Raw genomic sequence first — 20,387 nt, forward strand, 5'->3', positions numbered from 1 at the left:
GTGTTGGGTAAAACGTCACATTATACCGAATCGTCAGCCCGATTGAGTGGAATCCCGTGGTGTGCGAATTCTTTTACCAGTGCTTCGTGAATGATGTTTTCGATATTGATGGTGAGTTGTGGCAGCAGCAGCGCCAAGGTTTCGTCCATGGCTTGCTGTAGCCGAGGTGCAATCAGTTGATTGACCTGGGTTTGCAGTTGCATGTCGACAGCGCTCAGCACTTGTAGGGCGATTTGCTCGACGGTATCGGCGGATACGCTGGCGGGTGCCGGTACAGCCTGCGCTGGAGGAGTCTCTGGCTGTGGGTCATGAAATACGGCATCGCCCAGTTTGACAATATCGGTGAGGATAGGGAAGGTCATGGCGGTGTCGCAGTCAGGAATGACCAGGGGGGTAACATCGGACACAGCGTTGGTGGGGGCGTGGTACTTACCCATCAATGCCTGCATTTTGTCGAGTAAAGGCTCTTCCATGATTATTTTTTGCTCATGTCGTGATTGGTTAACGCATAACCACGCTGTTTGTAAAATATCCAGCGTTGTCGTGCTGTCTCGCGGTCTGTCTCGTCAAGGCTGACAATTTCTATCAGGCGCTCGAAGCGGCTGAAGAAACTCGGGGTGGTGTCATTCAGATTAATGAGTACATCCGTGTGGCTCAGGTCGCCGATATCTGCACCTAATACGACCGGGGTCTGTGCTGCATGTGCGGCATCTGTGGCACAGTGCGGCAGAAAGCCGGTGGCTGGTGCGGCCCACAAGCGCTGGTCGATATCGGCCAGGATTTGCGCATCTGTGCTGTGTATCATTACGCTCAAGCCCTGGCGGTAGGCCTTGTTTACCAATGACCGCGCCAGCTCGAGTTTGTCCGGCGCGTTGGAGTAGAAATCTACCCGGGTCATTTAGCTGGCTGCCCGTTTGCTCAGGAAGTGCGTCAGTAACGGTACGGGGCGTCCGGTACCGCCTTTGTCCTTGCCGGATTTCCATGCGGTGCCGGCAATGTCCAGATGCGCCCAGTTGTATTTCTTGGTGAAGCGCGACAGGAAGCAGGCCGCGGTGATGGAGCCGCCGGCGCGTCCGCCGATATTGGCGATGTCGGCGAAATTGCTGTCGAGCTGCGGCTGGTAGTCATCCCACAATGGCATACGCCAGACGCGGTCGTGTGCGGCGACACCGGCTTGCTCGATTTCGCTGACCAGTTCGTCATTGTCACTGAACAGGCCGGAAGCATGATGGCCCAATGCAATCACGCAAGCACCGGTGAGGGTGGCGATGTCGATAACGACTTCAGGGTCGAAACGCTCTGCGTAAGTCAATGCGTCACATAGCACCAGACGGCCTTCGGCATCGGTGTTGAGGATTTCGATGGTCTGGCCGGACATGGAGGTGACAATGTCACCTGGTTTGACTGCCATGCCGTCTGGCAGGTTTTCGCTGGCGGGAATGATGCCAATGATGTTAAGCGGCAGTTTCAGTTCAGCAGCGGCACGCAAGGTGCCGAGCACACTGGCTGCACCGCACATGTCATATTTCATTTCGTCCATTTCGGCACCCGGTTTGAGTGAGATACCGCCGGAATCGAAAGTGATGCCTTTGCCTACCAGCACCACAGGTTTCGCACCTTTCTTGCCGCCGTTGTGGCGCAAGATGATGAGTTTGGGTGGCTGGCGACTACCCTGGGCAACAGCGAGAAGTGAGCCCATGCCCAGTTTTTCCATGTCCTTGCGTTCCAGAACTTCGCATTTGAGCGGGAATTCCTTGGCCAGGCTTTGTGCCTGTTCGGCCAGGTAGGTTGGCGTGCAGATGTTGCCGGGCAGGTTACCCAGATCTTTGGCAAGTTCTACGCCAGCAGCAATGGCCCTGGCTTGAGCCAGTGCGGCCGTAGCGATTTTGGTATAGGCCGGAGCAACATTGAGGATCAGTTTCTTCAGTACTTTGCCACTTTCTTTGGCGTCGTCTTTTTTGCTTTTTAATTTGCCGGGCTGGAAGCGTTGCGCATAAGCTGCGAGCACAGTCTGTTCTATCTTCCAGGCGATGTCGCGGCCGGCGACAACTTCGTCGAGCAGATACAGTGCGGCGCTGGTTGCGCCGGTGCTGTTCAGGCCGCTCAGCGCGGCGTTGATGCTGGTGAGGAAAGCTTTGCTGTCGAACGCATCGGCTTTGCCGAGACCGACCAGCAGTACGCGCTCATTGCCCAGTTGCGGCACGTGATGCAGTAATAATGTGCTGCCAACGCGACCGTTCATGTCACCCGTTGCCATAATTTTGGATAAATAACCCTGACTTGCGCTATCCAATTCTTGTCCGCTAGCGGATAATTGGCGGGATTCAAATACACCGATAACAACACAGGCGGCGCGTTGTTTTTCTGGTTGAGTGTTTTTTATGCTAAATTCCACGGGGGGGCTCCTGCGTATGAGTGAATACCCCCATTATTTGCAGTCTTCCGTTAAAAGTCAAAACTAAGAAAAAATTACCATGCTTTTTCGCCGCGCCTTGATGCGTGAACTCATTTTTAATTACCTCGGTGTGTTTCTGGTGCTGCTGACCATTACCCTGACGACGTTGTTTATACGTCTGCTGGGTGAAGCGGCGCGAGGTGAGTTGGCGGTAGAAGCGGTGCTGGCGTTTCTGGGATTCGGCGTATTCAATTTCCTGCCGCTGCTGCTGTCGTTAACTTTGTTTATTGCCATCATCATGGCTGTGTCCCGCGCCTATCGTGAAAGTGAAATGGTGGTGTGGTTCAGTGCGGGGCTGAGTCTGACCGCTTGGATACGACCAATTCTGACTTTTGCACTGCCGGTGGTGCTGGCCATCGCTGTGTTGAATCTGGCGGTAATTCCCTGGGCGTTGAGCAAAAAAGATGAATTCAGGCAGTTGCTGAATAATCGTGATGAGTTGTCGGTGATAGCGCCCGGCATGTTTACCGAATCCAAGCAGGCGGACAAGGTGTATTTTGTCGAAGGTCTGGCCAGCAATGGCACGCGCGTCAAGAATGTGTTCATGCAGTCGGTGGAGAATCACACACTGGGTATCACCGTCGCACAGGAAGGGCATCATCAGCAATTGAGCAATGGTGAACGTTATCTGGTGCTGGAGAATGGGCGGCGTTATGAGGGGGTGCCGGGACAGGCCGATTATAAAGTGGCTGAATTCGGCCGTTACTGGATGCGCCTTGAGCCGCAGACGGTAGCGCTGCATCGTGATTTCGGCGCCAATGCCTTGCCGACACTGGAATTGCTGCAACATCCCACCGCAGTGAATCTGGCGGAATTCATATGGCGTTGCGGCTTTCCGATTAGTGCAGTGATACTGGCATTGCTGGCGATTCCGTTAAGCTTCGTTAATCCGCGTGCCGGGCGTTCCTTCAGCCTGATTCTCGCGCTGTTAATCTTCGTTATTTATAACAATATGCTGGGTATTATCGAAGCCTGGGTGGCGCAGCAGAAACTATCCTTTATCGCTGGTCTGACCGGTGCACATCTGGTGATGGCAACGATCATGGTGCTTATGTTCTATCAGCGGCTGACGGTGCGCAAATTGCTGTGGTGGCGCAAATGAAGATTATTGTTCGCTATCTGGCTACGGAAGCGCTGACAGCTTCGTTGTTTGTGTTCACTGCGCTGATGACGTTATTTGCGCTGTTTGATCTGATCAATGAGCTGGATTCGCTGGGCAAGGGTGGGTATGGCTTCTGGCGCATTCTGCTGTATGTCACGCTCAGCGTGCCGGGCCATCTGTATGAGTTGCTGCCGGTAGCGGCGTTGATCGGTACGCTGGTGGCATTGTCGCGGCTGGTGGAGAACTCAGAGTTCACCATTATGCTGGTGTCGGGTTTGTCGATGCGGCGCATTGCCGGCTACCTGATGCTGATAGGTTTGCTGTTTACGGCGTTGACGCTGGTGTTTGGCGAGATCATCGCGCCTGCCAGCGAGCGCTATGCCGAACAAATGAAATTGAAAGCGACCAATGCGCTGGTGGCGCAGGCATTCCGTTCCGGTTTATGGGTGCGTGATGATCATGACTTTATCAATGTGCGTGAAGTGACGCCGGATGGGGGTTTGCGTGATATCAATGTATACAGCTTTGATGACCAGTTTCGCCTGCAGCGGATATACCGTGCAGCCAGCGGCGAGTTTGTGCAGGGGAGTGTCTGGCATTTAAAGCAGATCGATGAAACCCGCTTCACAGCATCCGGAATTAGCGTTGCGCATACTGCGGAAAGTCAGTGGCAGTCGGTATTGACGCCCAGCATCATGAATGTGTTGCTGGTGGCGCCGGAGAAAATGTCAGCGATGAATCTGTGGGAATATATCCAGCATCTGCATGCGAATAACCAGCCCAGCAAACGCTATGAAATTGCATTGTGGAGCAAGCTGATTTATCCGTTTGCCGCACCGATCATGATCCTGCTGGCGTTGCCGTTTGCTTATCATCGCCCACGTGCAGGGTCGGTAAGCACGCGGGTGTTTGCCGGGATCATGCTGGGATTAGGCTATCACTTGTTTAACCGGCTGTTTGCTTACATCGGTCTGCTTAACGATTGGCCTGCGCTGATGAGCGCTATCGTGCCCACCATCGGCTTCCTGCTGCTGGGTATCGTGCTGCTCAGGCGGGTTTCTCGTCAGTAACCAGGCGTGTGCCAGCTAGCCGGTCATGCAGAAATTGACCGTCGCGATCAAAGAATGCCCATATTTGGGTGATGCCGATCAGCCAGCTAAAAGCGAAACGTATTAAAGCGGTACGTAAATCCAGTTTTTCACCATTCACTTTCACCACATGTATATGCCATGTTTTCATGGCCAGCGACTGTCCGCGCATCCAGAACCAACTGAAATAAGTAGCCATAATTACTATTATATAAATGTCTAATAGCGCATTAAACAAAGGTGATTGTGATGTGTGCGTTATTACATCGACTGTATTGTGAGTTAAATATGCAAGATAATAGAAGATGCCGGCAGAAATAAACACTACGGCTGCTAATAGGAATATTTCATAAATCATTGTGGCAAAGCGTTTCCAGATTCCTGCGGTAGGTAGAGGCGTGTTCATACAATCGTCATTGAAATTACAAAGACGATATTATCCATCAATTTTGCGTGGAACGGGTTTAGCGTATAAAATGAGCGGCTATTTTATGGTTTCACCCATCTATGCGTATTGGTAACTACACCCTTAAAAATAATCTCATCGTTGCGCCTATGGCAGGCGTGACAGACAGGCCATTTCGCCAGTTATGCAAACAAATGGGCGCAGGGATGGCTGTGTCCGAGATGGTGACTTCCAACTCCTTGTTATATGGCTCGGCTAAAACGCAGCGCCGTGCCAATCATGACGGTGAAGTTGATCCGATTTCGGTGCAGATTGCGGGCTCTGATCCGGCGATGATGGCTGAAGCCGCGCGGCACAATGTGGATCGTGGCGCGCAGATTATCGATATCAATATGGGTTGCCCCGCCAAGAAAATCTGTAACGTGATGGCAGGCTCGGCTTTGCTGCAGGATGAACCCTTGGTGGCGCGCATACTGGCTGCGGTTGTGGCGGCAGTGCCGAATGTGCCGGTGACGTTGAAAATCCGTACCGGCTGGGACAAGCAGCACAAAAATGCATTGACGATATTGAAAATTGCCGAGGACAGTGGCATACAGGCGCTGGCCATGCATGGTCGCACCCGGGCTTGCGGTTATACCGGCCAGGCTGAATATGACACCATTGCTGCAGTCAAGGCGATGGCGCGGATTCCGATTATTGCCAATGGAGATATTACCACTCCGGAAAAAGCGAAACTCGTGCTCGAATACACGGGTGCCGATGCTGTCATGATAGGCCGTGCGGCGCAGGGACGGCCATGGATATTTCGTGAGATCGAGCATTTTCTGCTGACCGGTGAGCACTTGCCACCACCTGAGGTGGAAGAAATACATCGGGTGCTGACGGACCATATGCACGATTTATATGGGTTCTATGGTGATCAGTCTGGCTTGCGCATCGCTCGCAAGCATATTTCCTGGTACACCAAAGGCCTGCACGATTCAGCTATTTTCCGGCATGAGATGAATCAGTTGCAAACAGTGGACGAACAGGTGGCGGCTGTGGATGATTTCTTTGATCGTTGCCGTGCACGTGGTAAACATCTCGATTATGTGGCTGACGAGGTTGCAGATGATGCAACAACGCTGGCAGCATAACCAATCAGGTAGGGGATTCAATGAATAAAGAGAACGAAATCGCAGCGTGTGTGCAACGCGCAATGGATACCTATTTTCAGGATCTGGATGGTGAAATGCCATCCGGTGTCTATGACATGGTACTGGCGTGCGTGGAACAGCCGCTTATTGAGAAGATACTGCATTTTTCTCAGGGCAATCAGACGCGTGCTGCAGAATATCTGGGCATCAACCGCAATACCTTGCGCAAAAAAATGGCACAGTACGGCATACAGTAATTGACTGCGTCCCATCATTTAATCATTCAGGATCCAACATGGCTTATATAGAACGCGCGCTGATCAGCGTGTCTGACAAAACCGGCGTACTCGCGCTGGCTCAGGGTTTACGTGAACACAATATCGAAATCCTATCGACTGGCGGCACCGCCAAAATGCTGGCTGAGCATGGCATTCCCGTCACTGAAGTGGCTGACTACACCGGTTTTCCGGAAATGCTGGATGGGCGTGTGAAAACCCTGCATCCCAAAATTCACGGCGGTATCCTGGCACGACGTGATCTGGCTGAACATGCAGAGGCTGTGCGCCGTGCTGAAATCGGTTATATCGATCTGGTAGTGGTGAACTTATACCCATTCAGTCAGACAGTTGCTAAGGCGGATTGCACGCTGCCGGATGCGATCGAAAATATTGATATTGGCGGCCCGACCATGGTGCGTTCTGCGGCAAAAAATTATCAGCACGTTGCGGTCGTTACCGACCCTGCGGATTATGCGCTGGTGCTGAGTGAGCTTAAGGCAACGCATGGTTCGCTGTCCACCGGTACCTGCTACGATCTGGCGCGCAAGGCGTTTTCGCATACCGCGCAATACGACAGCGCGATCTCGAATTATTTGACTGCGCGCGAGTTGGATGGCGAACAGGCGGAATTTCCTAGTCGTTTGAATCTGAATTTTGAGCGCGTGCAGACCATGCGCTATGGTGAGAATCCGCATCAGGCAGCTGCATTTTATCGTGACCTGAATCCGGTGGCCGGCAGTCTTGCGCATTACACCCAGCTGCAAGGCAAGGAATTGTCCTATAACAATATTGCCGATAGTGATGCAGCCTGGGAATGCGTCAAGACGTTTACCCAGCCGGCCTGTGTCATTATCAAGCATGCCAATCCGAGTGGTGTTGCCGTGGCGCATGATGCGGTAAGTGCTTATCGCCTGGCGTTTGCAACCGATGCCAGTTCAGCATTCGGAGGCATTATTGCGTTTAACTGCGAAGTGGATGAAGTGGCGGCGGAAGCGGTGTCGCAGCAGTTCATGGAAGTGTTGATCGCACCGGCATATACTGCGGCTGCACGCGAAGTACTGGTAAAAAAGGTCAACGTACGCGTATTGACTGTGCCGCTGGCACATGAAACCAACGCGCTGGAAATGAAGCGTGTTGGTGGTGGCTTGCTGGTGCAGACTGCAGATGATTTTAATATCACTGTGGATGACCTGCGTGTGGTGACCGATATACATCCAAGCGCACAGCAAATTCAGGATATGCTGTTTGCGTGGCGGGTAGCGAAATTTGTGAAATCAAATGCTATTGTGTTTGCAGCAAATGGTCAGACATTGGGTGTAGGTGCCGGGCAAATGAGCCGAGTGGACTCAACCAAAATCGCCGTGATCAAGGCAGCCAATGCCGGTCTGCCTCTGGCGGGTTGTGCTGTCGCTTCAGATGCCTTTTTCCCGTTCCGCGATGGCCTGGATGTACTGGCTGAAGCGGGTGCAAAAGCTGTGATACAGCCGGGCGGCAGCGTGAAAGACGCAGAAGTGATTGCGGCTGCTAACGAACACGGTATTGCGATGGTCTTCACCGGGCATCGGCATTTCCGTCATTAAATCAGGACTCACATGAATATTCTCGTTATAGGTTCAGGTGGACGTGAGCACGCACTGGCTTGGCGCCTGGCGCAATCGCCGCGTGTTTCTAAAGTATTTGTGGCGCCGGGTAATGCCGGTACCGCAGGTGAGAAAGAACTTACCAACGTGCCGATTACCTCGATTCCATTGCTCTTGGAATTTGCCAAACGTGAGCAGGTTATATTGACCGTAGTGGGGCCGGAAGCCCCGCTGGCTGCGGGTATCGTTGATGCTTTCCGTGCCGAAGGCCTGAAAATATTCGGCCCTACTCAGGCTGCCGCACAGTTGGAAGCGTCGAAAGATTTTGCCAAGGCGTTTATGCAGCAGCATGGCATCCCGACAGCCAAATATCAGACTTTTTGTGATATTGCAGCCGCTCATGCCTATATCGACGCCAACGGCGCACCCATTGTGGTCAAGGCCGACGGTCTGGCTGCGGGTAAAGGTGTGGTGGTGGCGCAAACACTGGCAGAAGCGCATGAAGCTGTGGATATGATGCTGCAAGGCAATCAGCTGGGTGATGCCGGTGCACGGGTGGTGATAGAAGAGTTTTTGTCTGGCGAAGAAGCCAGTTTCATCGTGATGTGTGATGGCGAGCATGTGCTGCCATTAGCCACCAGTCAGGATCATAAGCGTATTGGTGATGGTGATACCGGCCCGAATACCGGCGGCATGGGCGCGTATTCGCCTGCGCCGGTGGTAACGCCGGAGATTTATGCCAAAACGCTGCGTGAAGTCATCGCGCCAGTGATGGCGGGCATGAAGCAGGCCGGTACGCCATATACCGGATTCCTCTATGCCGGTTTGATGATAGATGAAGACAACAACATTAAAGTGCTGGAATTTAATTGCCGCATGGGCGATCCCGAGACACAGCCTATTATGTTGCGTCTGAAATCGGATCTGGTGATGCTGATGGAGCACGCCGTTAATGGCACATTAGACACCGTTGAAGCTGAGTGGGATCGACGTACCGCGTTGGGCGTGGTGATGGCTGCGGCCAATTATCCGGACACTCCGCGCGCTGGTGACGTGATTGTCGGCTTGCCTAAGGATGAAGAAGATTTTCATGTTTTCCACGCGGGTACGAAACTGCAGCAGGAACAGGTGGTAACCAGTGGTGGTCGCGTGCTGTGCGTTACGGCTCTGGGTGACAGCGTAAAAATTGCACAGCGTCGCGCATACGAAATAGCCGATCAGATTCATTTTGCAGGCAGTCAGATGCGTCGGGATATCGGTTATCGTGCGATTGATCGCAAGAAGTAAGTAACTGTTTTGAAAAGACTAGCACCGCATCGGGTAATTGCCTACCCCACTGAGTCTTGTTATGGCTTGGGGTGTAACCCACGCTCGCGGCGGGCCGTGTTGCGGATATTAAAGCTTAAGCGTCGTCCTCAGGCTAAGGGTTTGATATTGATTGCTTCACATGCGCAGCAACTGGTGCGGTATGTGAGCAAGCCGGCATTGCAGGCCGCTTTGGCGAGTGGTTTCTGGCCTGGCCCGGTTACCTTGTTGTTGCCGGCTGCGAAACAATGCCCGATTTGGCTGAAGGGTCGTCACCAGAAGATTGCGGTGCGCATGACCGGACATCGGCCAGCCGCAAGATTGTGCAGCAGATTCGGCACGGCATTGGTTTCTACCAGCGCCAACCGTAGCGGGCAAAAAGCATTAAAGCAGGCGCGCCATGTACAGCATGCTTTTGGTCAGCAGGTACAGGTGATACGCGGTAAAATTGGTAAAGCTAATCGCCCTAGTGTTATCAGGGATTTGGCAACGGGTCAGATTTTACGTCATTGAGATTTTAATCATGGGGATGCCGGAATGGATACGATAGCAGTCAAAGAGTTTCTGCTGGAATTACAGGAGCTTATCGTTGAGCGTATCGAGCAGGTGGATGGCAAGACATTTGTGCGTGATACCTGGGATCGTCCGGAAGGTGGCGGCGGCATAAGTTGCGTGATTGAGAATGGCAATGTGCTGGAACGCGGTGGTGTGAATTTTTCCCATGTGTTCGGCGCCAATTTGCCGCCATCAGCGTCAGCCGCTCACCCGGAAGTTGCCGGCAGAAGTTTTGAAGCCATGGGCGTGTCTCTGGTGTTCCACCCACGTAACCCATACGTGCCGACCGTGCATTTTAATGTGCGCTTTTTCATGGCGACCAAGCCCGGTGCTGAGCCGGTGTGGTGGTTCGGTGGCGGTATGGATTTGACGCCGTATTACGGTTTTGAAGAAGATGCGGTGCACTTTCATCAGATGTGCCATAACGCGCTGGCACCGTTCGACAGCAGTTATTACCCGCGTTTCAAAAAATGGTGTGATGAGTATTTCTTCCTCAAGCATCGCAATGAACCGCGTGGCATCGGCGGCATTTTCTTTGACGATTTTTCCGCAGTGGATTTTGATCATAGTTTTCAGGCTGTACAAAGCGTGGGCGATCACTTTTTGTCGGCGTATGTGCCGATCCTGGAGCGTCGTCAGGACATACCTTACACCGAACATGAACGGGACTTTCAGGCGTACCGTCGTGGACGCTACGTAGAATTCAATCTGGTGTATGACCGCGGCACTTTATTTGGCTTGCAGTCGAACGGACGCACCGAGTCGATATTGATGTCAATGCCGCCGGTGGCAAAATGGGCTTACCAATGGCAGCCGGAACCGGGAACACCGGAAGCGCGTTTGTACAGTGATTTCATCATAGGCAAGGACTGGCTGGGTAATAGCTAAAGCATGGCATCTAAACGCGTTTATTATTTTGTTGCAGGAACTGGGGTCGTTATCGTCAGTGCATTGGCGGGATTTCTCGCCTGGGAGTTTACGACTTCGACACTGCAAGCGAAATATCTGGCTGAATATGCAGCCAAAATGCATTATCAGGTTGATAACGGTGCGAGTAATGCCATTCGTTTTCCGCATCAAGGGCCGTCGGATTTGCGTTTAGGCTATGCCAGCTTGCCTGGTATAACCAAGCGCCTTGCCGAACAAGGCTTTGAGATACAGCGTCAGGCACGGATCAGTCCGGGCATGCAGCAAATGGCGGATGAAGGCTTGAATCTGCCCTATCATGAAAAAGACCAGGCAGGTCTGCGGCTGACCGATGCTACCGGCGCGGTCATATTTGATAACCGTACGCCCCAGCGTGTGTTTGCGGACTTTAAATCGATTCCACCCCTGTTGCGCGATAGCTTGCTGTTTATTGAAAACCGTGAACTGTTGTCTACGGATAATCCCAAGCGTAATCCTGCCGTGGAATGGGACCGATTGGCGCAAGCTGTGCTGGACAAGTTGATCCAGTTTATTAATCCATCACATGATGTTCCCGGCGGTAGTACGCTGGCTACGCAGATCGAAAAATACCGTCATTCCGCGGATGGTCTGACGCTGACCGTGCAGGACAAATGGCAGCAAATGGCTTCGGCGTCGGTACGGGCCTATCTGGATGGCGAAAACACGCAAGCCGCCCGCCAGCGTCTGGTGCTGGATTATCTCAATACCGTCCCGCTGTCTGCCGCTCCCGGTTTTGGTGAAGTTATCGGCTTGCCGGATGCGCTATGGGCCTGGTATGGGCTTGATTATCAAACTGTATCCGGGTTGTTGCAGGCGAATCATGCGGATGCCGCCACCGGCAATGCCTACAAGCATGTACTGTCGTTGCTCATCGCCCAGCGCAAGCCGTCGTATTATCTGAATGTAAATCACAAGGCGCTGGAAGACACCACCAATATTCATTTGCGCTTGTTGGCCAGAGAGGGTGTGATCAGTCCGGCATTGCGGGATGTGGCATTGCAGGCACCTCTGACATTTAATATTAAACGGCCATTGCAAAATCGTGCATTCATCGAACAGAAAGCAGCGAACGCAGTACGTTCACGACTGGCGAATTTGCTGGGTGTGCAGAAGCTCTATGATCTGGACCGCTTTGATCTGACCGCGGATAGCACTTTGAATGCGGCTGCGCAAAAAACCGTCAGCCAGTTCCTGCTGAGTCTGAACTCGACCGAGGGCGCTGAGAAAGTCGGCATGTATGGCAGAAACCTGCTAAGTCCCGAGAATGATCTGAGTAAAATTATTTACAGTTTTACCCTGTATGAAATTTCGCCTAATGGCGCATTGCTGCGAGTTCAGGCTGACAATCTGAATCAGCCGTTTGATATCAATAAAGGTGCAAAACTCGATCTGGGCTCAACCGCCAAATTACGTACCTTGATCAGCTATCTGGAAATAGTCAGCCAGTTGCATCAGCAATATGAGACTTTAACAACCCGGCAGTTGGTTGATGTGGCAAAAGAGAGCCATGACACGATTTCTATCTGGGCAGCAAATTACTATCTGAACAGCCAGGACAAAACGCTGGCAACTATGCTGGAAGCCGCGATGGCGCGGCATTATTCTGCAGATCCTTCCACCATGTTCTTTACCGGTGGAGGGTTGCACCGTTTCGTCAACTTTAATAAGGATGACAACGGGCGCAATATGGATTTGTGGGAAGCGACACGCAATTCGGTGAATCTGGTCTATATCCGTTTGATGCGTGATATCAGCCTGTATTACATGGCACAGACTCCCGGTGTCGCGGGCAGGATACTGGAAGATGCTAATAATCCGGCCCGCCGTACCTACCTGGAACGCTTCGCTGATCGCGAAGGCCAGGAATACCTGTTGCGTTTTTACAAAAAGTACCGCGGGCAGACGCCACAGCAGGTTACGGATACCTTGCTTGATGGCCTGCATCCAACCCCGCGCCGTCTGGCGGCAGTATTCCGCTATCTTGCACCAAATGAGGATCTGGCCAACTTTGCCAAATTCTTGCGTAGCCGTACCCCGGATAGCGTTGATCTGAGCGACCGCACGATATTGGCCCTATATGCACAATATGCGCCGAATGCCTTTTCTCTGGCGGATCTGGGTTATATTGCGCAGGTTCATCCTCTGGAATTGTGGCTGGTAGGTTATTTGCGCAGCCACCCGAATACGACGTTTAGTGAAGCCGTAGCGGCAAGCCGTGATCAGCGTATCGCTGTCTACAACTGGCTGTTCAAAACCAGCCGTAAAAATGCGCAGGATCAGCGCATACACAGTCTGCTGGAAGTAGAGGCTTTTGAGAAAATCCATCAGGACTGGAAGCGCCTGGGCTACCCATTCGACAGCCTGGTGCCTTCTTATGCAACAGCAATAGGCACATCGGCTGATCGGCCGGCAGCCCTGGCTGAGTTGATGGGGATAGTGGTGAATGATGGCGTGCGCTTACCGGCGGTATCGATAGAGAAACTGCATTTTGCTGCCGGTACGCCTTTCGAGACGGTGTTTGTACGCAAGCAACCACAGGGTGAGCGCTTGTTGCCTGTGGAACTGACCCGTGTCGTGCGCCGTGCGTTACAGGGAGTGGTCGAGCAGGGCACCGCCGGACGACTCAAGGGGGTATTCAAGGATGCGGATGGCAATCCGATTGTCATGGGAGGTAAAACCGGCACTGGCGATCATCGCTTCGACACCTTTGATGCCAGCGGTAACGTGGTGACTTCTCGCGTAGTGAATCGTACCGCGACCATGGTGTTTTATATAGGTGACCGATTCTTCGGTACGATGACGGCAATAGTGCGTGGCGAAGAGGCCGCTAAATATCGCTTTACCAGTGCCTTGCCTGCACAATTAATCAAGGCCATGAGCCCGCAACTGGCCCCCGTGCTGGCGCCACTTAATATCAAGCGTCCACAGAGTGAACCTGCGCCGGTTGTGAGTGAACCAAGCGAAGTGCCGGATACTCCGGAGCAGGGTAAAGCAATACCAGTCGCACCTGCTGAACCGGTTGTCATGCCGGAGCCTGCGGTGAACCCCAAGTCAGCCTTGCGGTTGGATGCTGAACTCAAGCCAAGAAAAGCCAAAGAAAATGTAGTGACACCTAAGCCAATTCCTTTGCCGCTCCCGGCTAATGTTGCACCTGTGATTGAAAAACCAGTTGCCCCTGTGCAGCAACCGCCCGCACCAATAGAAGAGCGTCGCCCTAATGCGGGCGAGGCGTATTGATTCGAGTCTGACTATGCATTTGTTGGCGTTTGGCATCAATCATCAAACAGCACCGCTGCAAATTCGGGAGCAGGTGGCTTTCCATGCAGAACGCATGGAAGCGGCTTTACGTGATTTCATCAAGACCGGCACGGTGAAAGAAGCGGCGATATTGTCGACCTGTAATCGTACGGAAATTTACTGCAATGCCGTGGATCAGAATGCGGCGCTTGACTGGCTGGCACATTACCATAAGTTGAGTCGGGTCAGTATTGACCCCTATTTATATACTCTGCCGAGTTCCGAAGCGGCACGGCACGCGTTTCGTGTCGCGTCGGGGCTTGACTCGATGGTGCTGGGTGAGACCCAGATTCTCGGGCAAATGCGCCAAGCTGCCAAGATTGCCGAGCAGGCTGGTACGCTTGGTATCGTGTTGCATAAGCTGTTCCAGCATACATTCGCCGTAGCAAAAGATGTACGTACATCCACCGAAATCGGTGCGAATTCAGTGTCAATGGCAGCCGCTGCAGTACGTTTAGCTGAACGTATCTTCCCCAGCATTGCCGAGCAGAAAGTGCTATTTATCGGTGCAGGCGAAATGATAGAGTTGTGTGCGGCGCATTTCGGTGCCCGTAACCCTAAACATATCATGGTTGCCAACCGTACCGTTGCGCGTGCACAAGCCTTGGCTGATCGTTATCGGGGCTCGGCCATTGCATTGCATGAATTGCCCGATCACCTCGCCAGTTACGATATTGTGGTCACCAGTACCGCCAGCCCGTTGCCGATATTGGGTAAGGGTATGGTGGAACGGGCATTGAAAGCACGTCGCCACCGCCCCATGTTCATGGTGGATCTGGCTGTACCCCGGGACATTGAAGCCGAGGTAGGTGAACTGGCCGATGTGTTTTTATACAGTGTCGATGATCTGGGCAGTATCGTGAAACAGGGTCTGGACAGCCGTCAATCGCAAGTCGGCCAGGCAGAAGCCATCATCGAAGCCAGTGTGCAGCAATTCCTGCACTGGATGGATACCCGTGAGCTGGTACCGACAATACGCAGTTTGCGTGATCAGGCAGAACGCATGCGCCGGCATGAAGTTGAACGTGCCGTCAAACTGCTGGCTAGAGGCGAATCTCCTGCGCATGTGCTGGATGTGCTGTCACGTAGCTTGACCAATAAATTTTTGCATCATCCCACTCACGCACTTAACCATGCCGGCGATGACGAGCGCCAGGAACTGGTGGCGTTATTATCGCGGCTTTACTCGCTGCACCAAGAATGAAACTCACACTATTGAATAAACTCGCTCAGCTGACTGAGCGACTCGACGAGATTGATCGTTTGCTGGCCGTGGAAACGGTGACTAGCAATATGGATAATTATCGCAAACTGACCCGCGAGCACGCTGAGATATCCCCCGTTGTGGCCTTGTATCGCGCCTACACGCAAACGGAGGTTGACATTGCTGGCGCTACCGAAATGCTCGGTGATGCCGAGATGAAGGAGTTGGCAGAGCAGGAGATTGCTGAAGGTAAAGGCCGTTTGCTTGAACTTGAGACCCGGCTGCAAACCGAGTTGCTGCCTAAAGATCCTAATGATGAGCGCAATATTTTCTTGGAGATTCGCGCGGGTACCGGTGGCGATGAATCTGCGCTGTTTTCGGCAGACCTTTTTCGCATGTATACGCGCTATGCTGAGCGGCAACGCTGGAAGGTGGAAATCATCTCGGAAAGCATGAGTGAGCTGGGCGGATATAAAGAGGTGATTATAAAAATCATCGGTCGTGGTGCGTTCTCGCGCTTGAAATTTGAATCTGGTGGCCATCGCGTACAGCGCGTTCCTGCGACTGAAACGCAAGGTCGTATTCACACCTCTGCGTGTACCGTGGCGGTGATGCCAGAGGCAGATGAGGTTGCTGAGGTGAACCTGAATCCTGCTGATTTGCGTATTGATACTTATCGCGCTAGCGGTGCCGGTGGTCAGCATATCAACAAGACCGACTCGGCGGTACGTATTACGCACATGCCCACAGGCATAGTGGTCGAATGCCAGGATGATCGCTCACAGCATAAGAACAAGGCGCAGGCACTGTCCGTGCTGGCTGCACGCATCAAGGATAAGCAGTTGCGTGAGATTGCATCCAAAGAAGCGGCTACCCGCAAGTCATTAATCGGCAGCGGTGATCGCTCCGAACGTATTCGTACCTATAATTTCCCGCAGGGCCGTATTACGGATCATCGTATCAATCTGACCTTGTATAAAATCGATGCGATTATGGATGGCGATCTGGATGAATTGCTAGGTGCTCTGGCTACCGAACATCAGGCCGAACTACTTGCAGCGATGGGCGAGTAAGCCGTGTCGGATATAGCGAGGATTTTGCAGCAGGATCAGGCGAAGCTCGTCGCTATGTTGGGATTGTCGGCAATGGATGCGCGATTTGAAGCGCAGTTGCTGATGGCACAGGCACTACAGGTGAATCGCTCGTGGTTGCTGGCGCATGCGGATGAGAAGCCGCCAACCGCAGCATATACGCGCTATCAGCACATGCTGGATCGGCGTCTGCAAGGCGAACCGGTCGCCTATATTTTCGGTGAGAAAGAATTCTACGGGATTACCCTGAGCGTTACTCCTGATGTGCTGATTCCACGTCCAGAGACTGAGTTACTGGTCGAGCTGGCACTGGTACAAATTCCGGTTGCAACTCCTTGCAGCGTGCTGGACTTAGGTACCGGTAGTGGCGCGATTGCAATCAGTCTGGCAACACTGCGCCCACTCGCCAGTATTGTTGCGGTTGATGCGAGTGCGGCTGCACTCCAGGTGGCGCAAGCTAATGCTCGACGGCTGGGGCTGGCTAATATTCAATTTATACTCAGCGACTGGTGGCAGGATGTACCTGCAACACCATTGTTCGATGTGATAGTCAGTAATCCTCCCTACATTGCCGATGCGGATAGCCACTTGCAGGAAGGTGACTTACGTTTTGAACCCATTACAGCACTAGCCGCAGGCGCTACGGGGCTGAAAGATCTGGTCAGTATTATCAACCGTGCACCGCAATATCTGACAGCTACAGGCATGCTGCTACTAGAGCATGGTTATGATCAGGGTGAAGCAGTGCGTGGTTTGTTAAACGGGGCTGGGTTTGATGCAGTGGTGACGCATCGCGATCTGGGCGGTGTGGAGCGGGTGAGTATGGGGCAGCGGCGTTAAAACGCAGTGCTGCCCCGTTTAAAGCTTAATCGCGATTACCGGCCAGTGCCATGAGCAGGTTGAGCAGGTTTACGAAGATGTTGTAAATATCCAGATAAATTGCCAGTGTTGCCATAACGTAGTTGGTTTCGCCGCCGCGCACTACCTGGCTAACGTCATACAGCAAGTAACCGGCGAAAATCATGATGGCGATCGCTGAAATGGCCAGTGATGCAGCAGGAATCTGGAAGTAGGCATTGGCCAACGATGCCAGAATCAGCATCACCAGTCCAACCATCAGGAATTTCCCCATGAAGCTGAAATCCTTCTTGGTCACCGTGGCAATAGTGGCAAGCGTGAAGAAAATCGCTCCCGTACCGCCTGCTGCCATACCTATCAACTGTGCGCCATTACGGAAATGCAGAGCCGCTTGCAGGATAGGTCCCAGCATTAAACCGAAAAAGAAAGTTACGCCCAGCAGCAGTACTACGCCTAATGCGTTATTGCGGTTGGCGCTAATGCCCATGAACATACCGAACATGACAGCCAGCATGCCTATCATGGATAGAACCGGATGTTGTGCCATGAACGCAAAGTTGAGGCTCAAACCCATGTATGCCCCGATTACGGTCGGGATCATGGTCAGGCCTAACATCATATAGGTATTGCGTAATACCTTATTTTGCGCTGATTCAAGTTGCGTTGAACTGTTTGCCAGTTGAATTTCGGGTTGCATATCTACCTCACAATTAAAAACATATTCATACAGTAGACTATAGCAGGACGACTAAAGTTGCAAGTAAAGCTGTATATGAACTGCATTAGCAGAATAAGCTTAGGTTTTTGATTTTTTGTACGATAATCAGTATATTATTTATCCATAACTATAAGTTTGGCGGTGGTCAAAATGGAACAAAAAATCAGTGGGCTGGAAAACTGGATCAAGTTCTTTGAAACAGCCGATATTCCCATACTTAAACGTACTGTGCGAGATTTGGCCGTGTTGCAGGAGGATGCCGAGAACCTCAGTGTGCGCGGCGTTACGGATGCTATCGCCCACGATCCGCTGATGACAGTGGTGCTGTTGCGTTATTTGCAGCAGCATAAACGCAATACTCAACTGAACGAAGTAGTACAGATTGAACAGGCTTTGATGATGTTGGGTATGCAGACTTTTTTTCAAAAGGTGGAGCCCAAGCTGGTCATCGAGGATATGCTGCATGGCAATCTCATTGCGCTCACTCATTTATTGCAAACCGTGCGCCGTGCCACTCAGGCAGCGCACTACGCCAAGGATTGGGCGGTACGATTACAGGATCTGCATTTTGATGAAATCCGCATCGCGGCGTTATTGCATAATTTTGCTGAGATACTGATGTGGTGCTATGCGCCTGAACAGATGACGCAGGTACGTGCTTTGCAACAAAAGGATAAGGCACTGCGTAGTCGGGATGCCCAGAAACAAGTGTTGGGCTTCAAGTTATCCGACATGCAAATGGCGCTGGCAAAGTCATGGGGTTTGCCGGAATTGCTAATCGGCTTCATGAGCCGTGAGGATAGTCAGCAGCGCAATATGCGTAACATTGTGCTGGCAATTAATCTGGCAAGGCATGCGGCAAATGGCTGGGATGATGCGGCGTTGCCGGATGATTATAAGGAAATCGGGGCTATGCTCAACATGCCCGCACAACAGGTAGAGCACCTGGTACGCGGGCAAGTCGTTTAGCTACGTTCAAATACCGCAATGGATTCCACGTGGGCAGTGTGCGGAAACATGTTGGCAATGCCGGCGGCGCGTAACTGATAGCCTTTCTGGTGCACCAGTACTTCAGCATCACGTGCCAGCGTGGCGGGGTTGCATGACACATAGACGATGCGTTTAGGGCCATTCTCATCCAGCGCTTCAACCAGTGCAAAGGCACCGTCCCGCGGTGGGTCTATCAGCATTTTGTCAAAATGCCCCAGCGCGTTCATGCGTTCGGTGGTCATTTCAAATAAATTTTCAGTCAAAAATTCCGTATTGCTGATGCCGTTGCGCGTGGCATTTTGGGCGGCACGTGCAACCAGTTCTTTACTGCCTTCTATGCCGATGACCTGTTTGGCATGACGCGCGATAGGCAGGGTGAAATTGCCCAGGCCGCAGAACATATCCACGATGCGGTCAGTTGGTTGGGGATCAAGCAACTGCATGGCGCGGCGCATGAGAATGGGATTGACGTCAGTGTTGACCTGCGTGAATTCACTGGGACGGAATGGCATCACCAGATCAAATTCAGGCAAGGTATAAGCCAGCTCAGGTGCATCCAGCGGGTACAAAGGCTGAATAGTGTCCGGGCCTTTGGACTGTGTCCACCACTGGATGTGGGGATGGGCATCGGCAAACTCACGTAACAGTATTTCATCTTCCGGCGGGATCGGCACCATATGGCGTATCACCAGCGCATCCACGGCATCCGTGGCAACTACTTCAATTTGCGGTAGCTGGGCACGGATGGTGAGCGTCATGATGAATGTGCGTAGCAACGGTATCAGTGCCGAGATGCGTGGTGGCAGAATCGCACACGAGGTCATATCCGCGATAAAACTGTTACGGCGTTCGTGGAAACCAACCAGTACACCGCCCTTCTTCTCGACCAGACGTACTGACATGCGCGCACGAGTGCGATAACCCCAGGCCGGGCCGTGAATAGGCGAGAGCATGCTGGTAGCTTTCACTTTGCCGATATGGGCCAGGTTGTCTTCCAGTACGCGCTGTTTGGCGGCAATTTGCGCGCCGGGCTCGATATGTTGCAGGCTGCAGCCGCCACATACGCCAAAATGCGGGCAATGCGGTTTTACGCGCATGAAGCTGGCGCGTACCAGTTTGGTGACTTGCGCCATTTCATAACTGTCTTTTTTACGATAAACCGCGTATTGCACGATTTCGCCGGTAATTGCACCGTCGACGAATATGGTTTTGCCATCTTCCCGATGAGCGACACCACGGCCTTCATGGTTAAGTGACTCGATGGTCAGTGTGGCTGGGACGGTAGCTGCAGCAGGGGTGATATTCATATGGTTACTTAATTGTGGCTGGGGCTGCAAAAATACCGGTAGGCCTGTGTCTCAGGCTTTCCGGTCAAG

At 52.5% G+C, this 20,387-nt stretch carries 19 protein-coding genes; 13 read left to right on the forward strand and 6 right to left on the reverse strand.

Going from position 1 to position 20,387, the window contains the following annotated elements:
* Positions 1–20: 20 nt before the first annotated feature.
* From EJE49_RS10850 to EJE49_RS10860, 3 genes are read right to left on the reverse strand one after another with little or no spacing between them, the layout of a single operon-like run.
* Entirely contained in the window at positions 21–473 is a 453-nt protein-coding gene (locus tag EJE49_RS10850; RefSeq protein ID WP_124950688.1) for a hypothetical protein, read from the reverse strand.
* A 2-nt stretch (positions 474–475) separates the two neighbouring features.
* Positions 476–898 (reverse strand): DNA polymerase III subunit chi, encoded by a 423-nt coding sequence (locus tag EJE49_RS10855; protein ID WP_124950690.1) that lies wholly within the window; start codon positions 896–898, stop codon positions 476–478.
* Positions 899–2,395, reverse strand: coding sequence for a leucyl aminopeptidase (locus tag EJE49_RS10860; RefSeq protein WP_124950692.1), 1,497 nt, complete (start codon positions 2,393–2,395; stop codon positions 899–901). It abuts the gene before it with no gap.
* A 79-nt stretch (positions 2,396–2,474) separates the two neighbouring features.
* Between EJE49_RS10860 and lptF the strand changes: the two genes are divergently transcribed.
* Positions 2,475–3,557: an LPS export ABC transporter permease LptF gene (gene lptF, locus EJE49_RS10865; protein ID WP_124950694.1), complete on the forward strand. Its 1,083-nt coding sequence runs from the start codon at positions 2,475–2,477 to the stop codon at positions 3,555–3,557.
* The gene (gene lptG, locus EJE49_RS10870) at positions 3,554–4,627 is read left to right on the forward strand and encodes an LPS export ABC transporter permease LptG (RefSeq protein WP_124950696.1); all 1,074 of its coding nucleotides are present in this window, start codon (positions 3,554–3,556) and stop codon (positions 4,625–4,627) included. Before lptF ends, lptG begins: the two co-directional genes overlap by 4 nt.
* Here the strand turns inward: lptG and EJE49_RS10875 are convergent.
* Positions 4,605–5,051 (reverse strand): RDD family protein, encoded by a 447-nt coding sequence (locus EJE49_RS10875; protein WP_124950698.1) that lies wholly within the window; start codon positions 5,049–5,051, stop codon positions 4,605–4,607. The genes lptG and EJE49_RS10875 overlap by 23 nt on opposite strands.
* A gap of 101 nt (positions 5,052–5,152) precedes the next feature.
* On the opposite strand from EJE49_RS10875, the gene dusB reads away from it, so the two are divergent.
* From dusB to prmC, 10 genes are read left to right on the forward strand one after another with little or no spacing between them, the layout of a single operon-like run.
* Positions 5,153–6,187 (forward strand): tRNA dihydrouridine synthase DusB, encoded by a 1,035-nt coding sequence (gene dusB, locus EJE49_RS10880; protein WP_124950700.1) that lies wholly within the window; start codon positions 5,153–5,155, stop codon positions 6,185–6,187.
* 20 nt (positions 6,188–6,207) lie between these two features.
* The gene (locus EJE49_RS10885) at positions 6,208–6,444 is read left to right on the forward strand and encodes a helix-turn-helix domain-containing protein (protein WP_124950702.1); all 237 of its coding nucleotides are present in this window, start codon (positions 6,208–6,210) and stop codon (positions 6,442–6,444) included.
* 38 nt (positions 6,445–6,482) lie between these two features.
* The gene (purH, locus tag EJE49_RS10890; protein ID WP_124950704.1) at positions 6,483–8,045 is read left to right on the forward strand and encodes a bifunctional phosphoribosylaminoimidazolecarboxamide formyltransferase/IMP cyclohydrolase; all 1,563 of its coding nucleotides are present in this window, start codon (positions 6,483–6,485) and stop codon (positions 8,043–8,045) included.
* Positions 8,046–8,057: 12 nt separating this feature from the next.
* Positions 8,058–9,332 carry a phosphoribosylamine--glycine ligase gene (gene purD / locus EJE49_RS10895; protein ID WP_124950706.1) on the forward strand — a complete coding sequence of 425 codons (1,275 nt, stop codon included), beginning with the start codon at positions 8,058–8,060 and terminating at the stop codon, positions 9,330–9,332.
* A 9-nt stretch (positions 9,333–9,341) separates the two neighbouring features.
* On the forward strand, positions 9,342–9,863 hold the full coding sequence (gene tsaC, locus EJE49_RS10900; RefSeq protein WP_124950708.1) for an L-threonylcarbamoyladenylate synthase type 1 TsaC: 522 nt from the start codon (positions 9,342–9,344) through the stop codon (positions 9,861–9,863).
* Positions 9,864–9,887: 24 nt separating this feature from the next.
* Positions 9,888–10,793, forward strand: a complete 906-nt coding sequence (gene hemF / locus EJE49_RS10905; RefSeq protein WP_124950710.1) for an oxygen-dependent coproporphyrinogen oxidase — start codon at positions 9,888–9,890, stop codon at positions 10,791–10,793.
* Positions 10,794–10,796: 3 nt separating this feature from the next.
* Positions 10,797–14,090, forward strand: a complete 3,294-nt coding sequence (locus tag EJE49_RS10910; RefSeq protein WP_124950712.1) for a transglycosylase domain-containing protein — start codon at positions 10,797–10,799, stop codon at positions 14,088–14,090.
* A 13-nt stretch (positions 14,091–14,103) separates the two neighbouring features.
* The gene (hemA, locus tag EJE49_RS10915) at positions 14,104–15,354 is read left to right on the forward strand and encodes a glutamyl-tRNA reductase (RefSeq protein ID WP_124950714.1); all 1,251 of its coding nucleotides are present in this window, start codon (positions 14,104–14,106) and stop codon (positions 15,352–15,354) included.
* The gene (gene prfA / locus EJE49_RS10920) at positions 15,351–16,427 is read left to right on the forward strand and encodes a peptide chain release factor 1 (protein ID WP_124950716.1); all 1,077 of its coding nucleotides are present in this window, start codon (positions 15,351–15,353) and stop codon (positions 16,425–16,427) included. The genes hemA and prfA overlap by 4 nt, the downstream gene beginning before the upstream one ends.
* A gap of 3 nt (positions 16,428–16,430) precedes the next feature.
* Positions 16,431–17,285: a peptide chain release factor N(5)-glutamine methyltransferase gene (gene prmC, locus EJE49_RS10925; RefSeq protein WP_223246923.1), complete on the forward strand. Its 855-nt coding sequence runs from the start codon at positions 16,431–16,433 to the stop codon at positions 17,283–17,285.
* Positions 17,286–17,310: 25 nt separating this feature from the next.
* Here the strand turns inward: prmC and EJE49_RS10930 are convergent, their stop codons facing one another.
* Positions 17,311–18,000, reverse strand: coding sequence for a Bax inhibitor-1 family protein (locus EJE49_RS10930; RefSeq protein WP_124950718.1), 690 nt, complete (start codon positions 17,998–18,000; stop codon positions 17,311–17,313).
* 171 nt (positions 18,001–18,171) lie between these two features.
* On the opposite strand from EJE49_RS10930, the gene EJE49_RS10935 reads away from it, so the two are divergent.
* The gene (locus tag EJE49_RS10935; protein ID WP_124950720.1) at positions 18,172–18,990 is read left to right on the forward strand and encodes an HDOD domain-containing protein; all 819 of its coding nucleotides are present in this window, start codon (positions 18,172–18,174) and stop codon (positions 18,988–18,990) included.
* Here the strand turns inward: EJE49_RS10935 and rlmD are convergent.
* Positions 18,987–20,318, reverse strand: coding sequence for a 23S rRNA (uracil(1939)-C(5))-methyltransferase RlmD (gene rlmD / locus EJE49_RS10940; protein ID WP_124950722.1), 1,332 nt, complete (start codon positions 20,316–20,318; stop codon positions 18,987–18,989). The two genes, EJE49_RS10935 and rlmD, sit on opposite strands and share 4 nt — an antisense overlap.
* Between the last annotated feature and the right edge of the window lie 69 nt (positions 20,319–20,387).

Source organism: Sulfuriferula thiophila (genome assembly GCF_003864975.1).
Lineage (GTDB): Bacteria > Pseudomonadota > Gammaproteobacteria > Burkholderiales > Sulfuriferulaceae > Sulfuriferula > Sulfuriferula thiophila.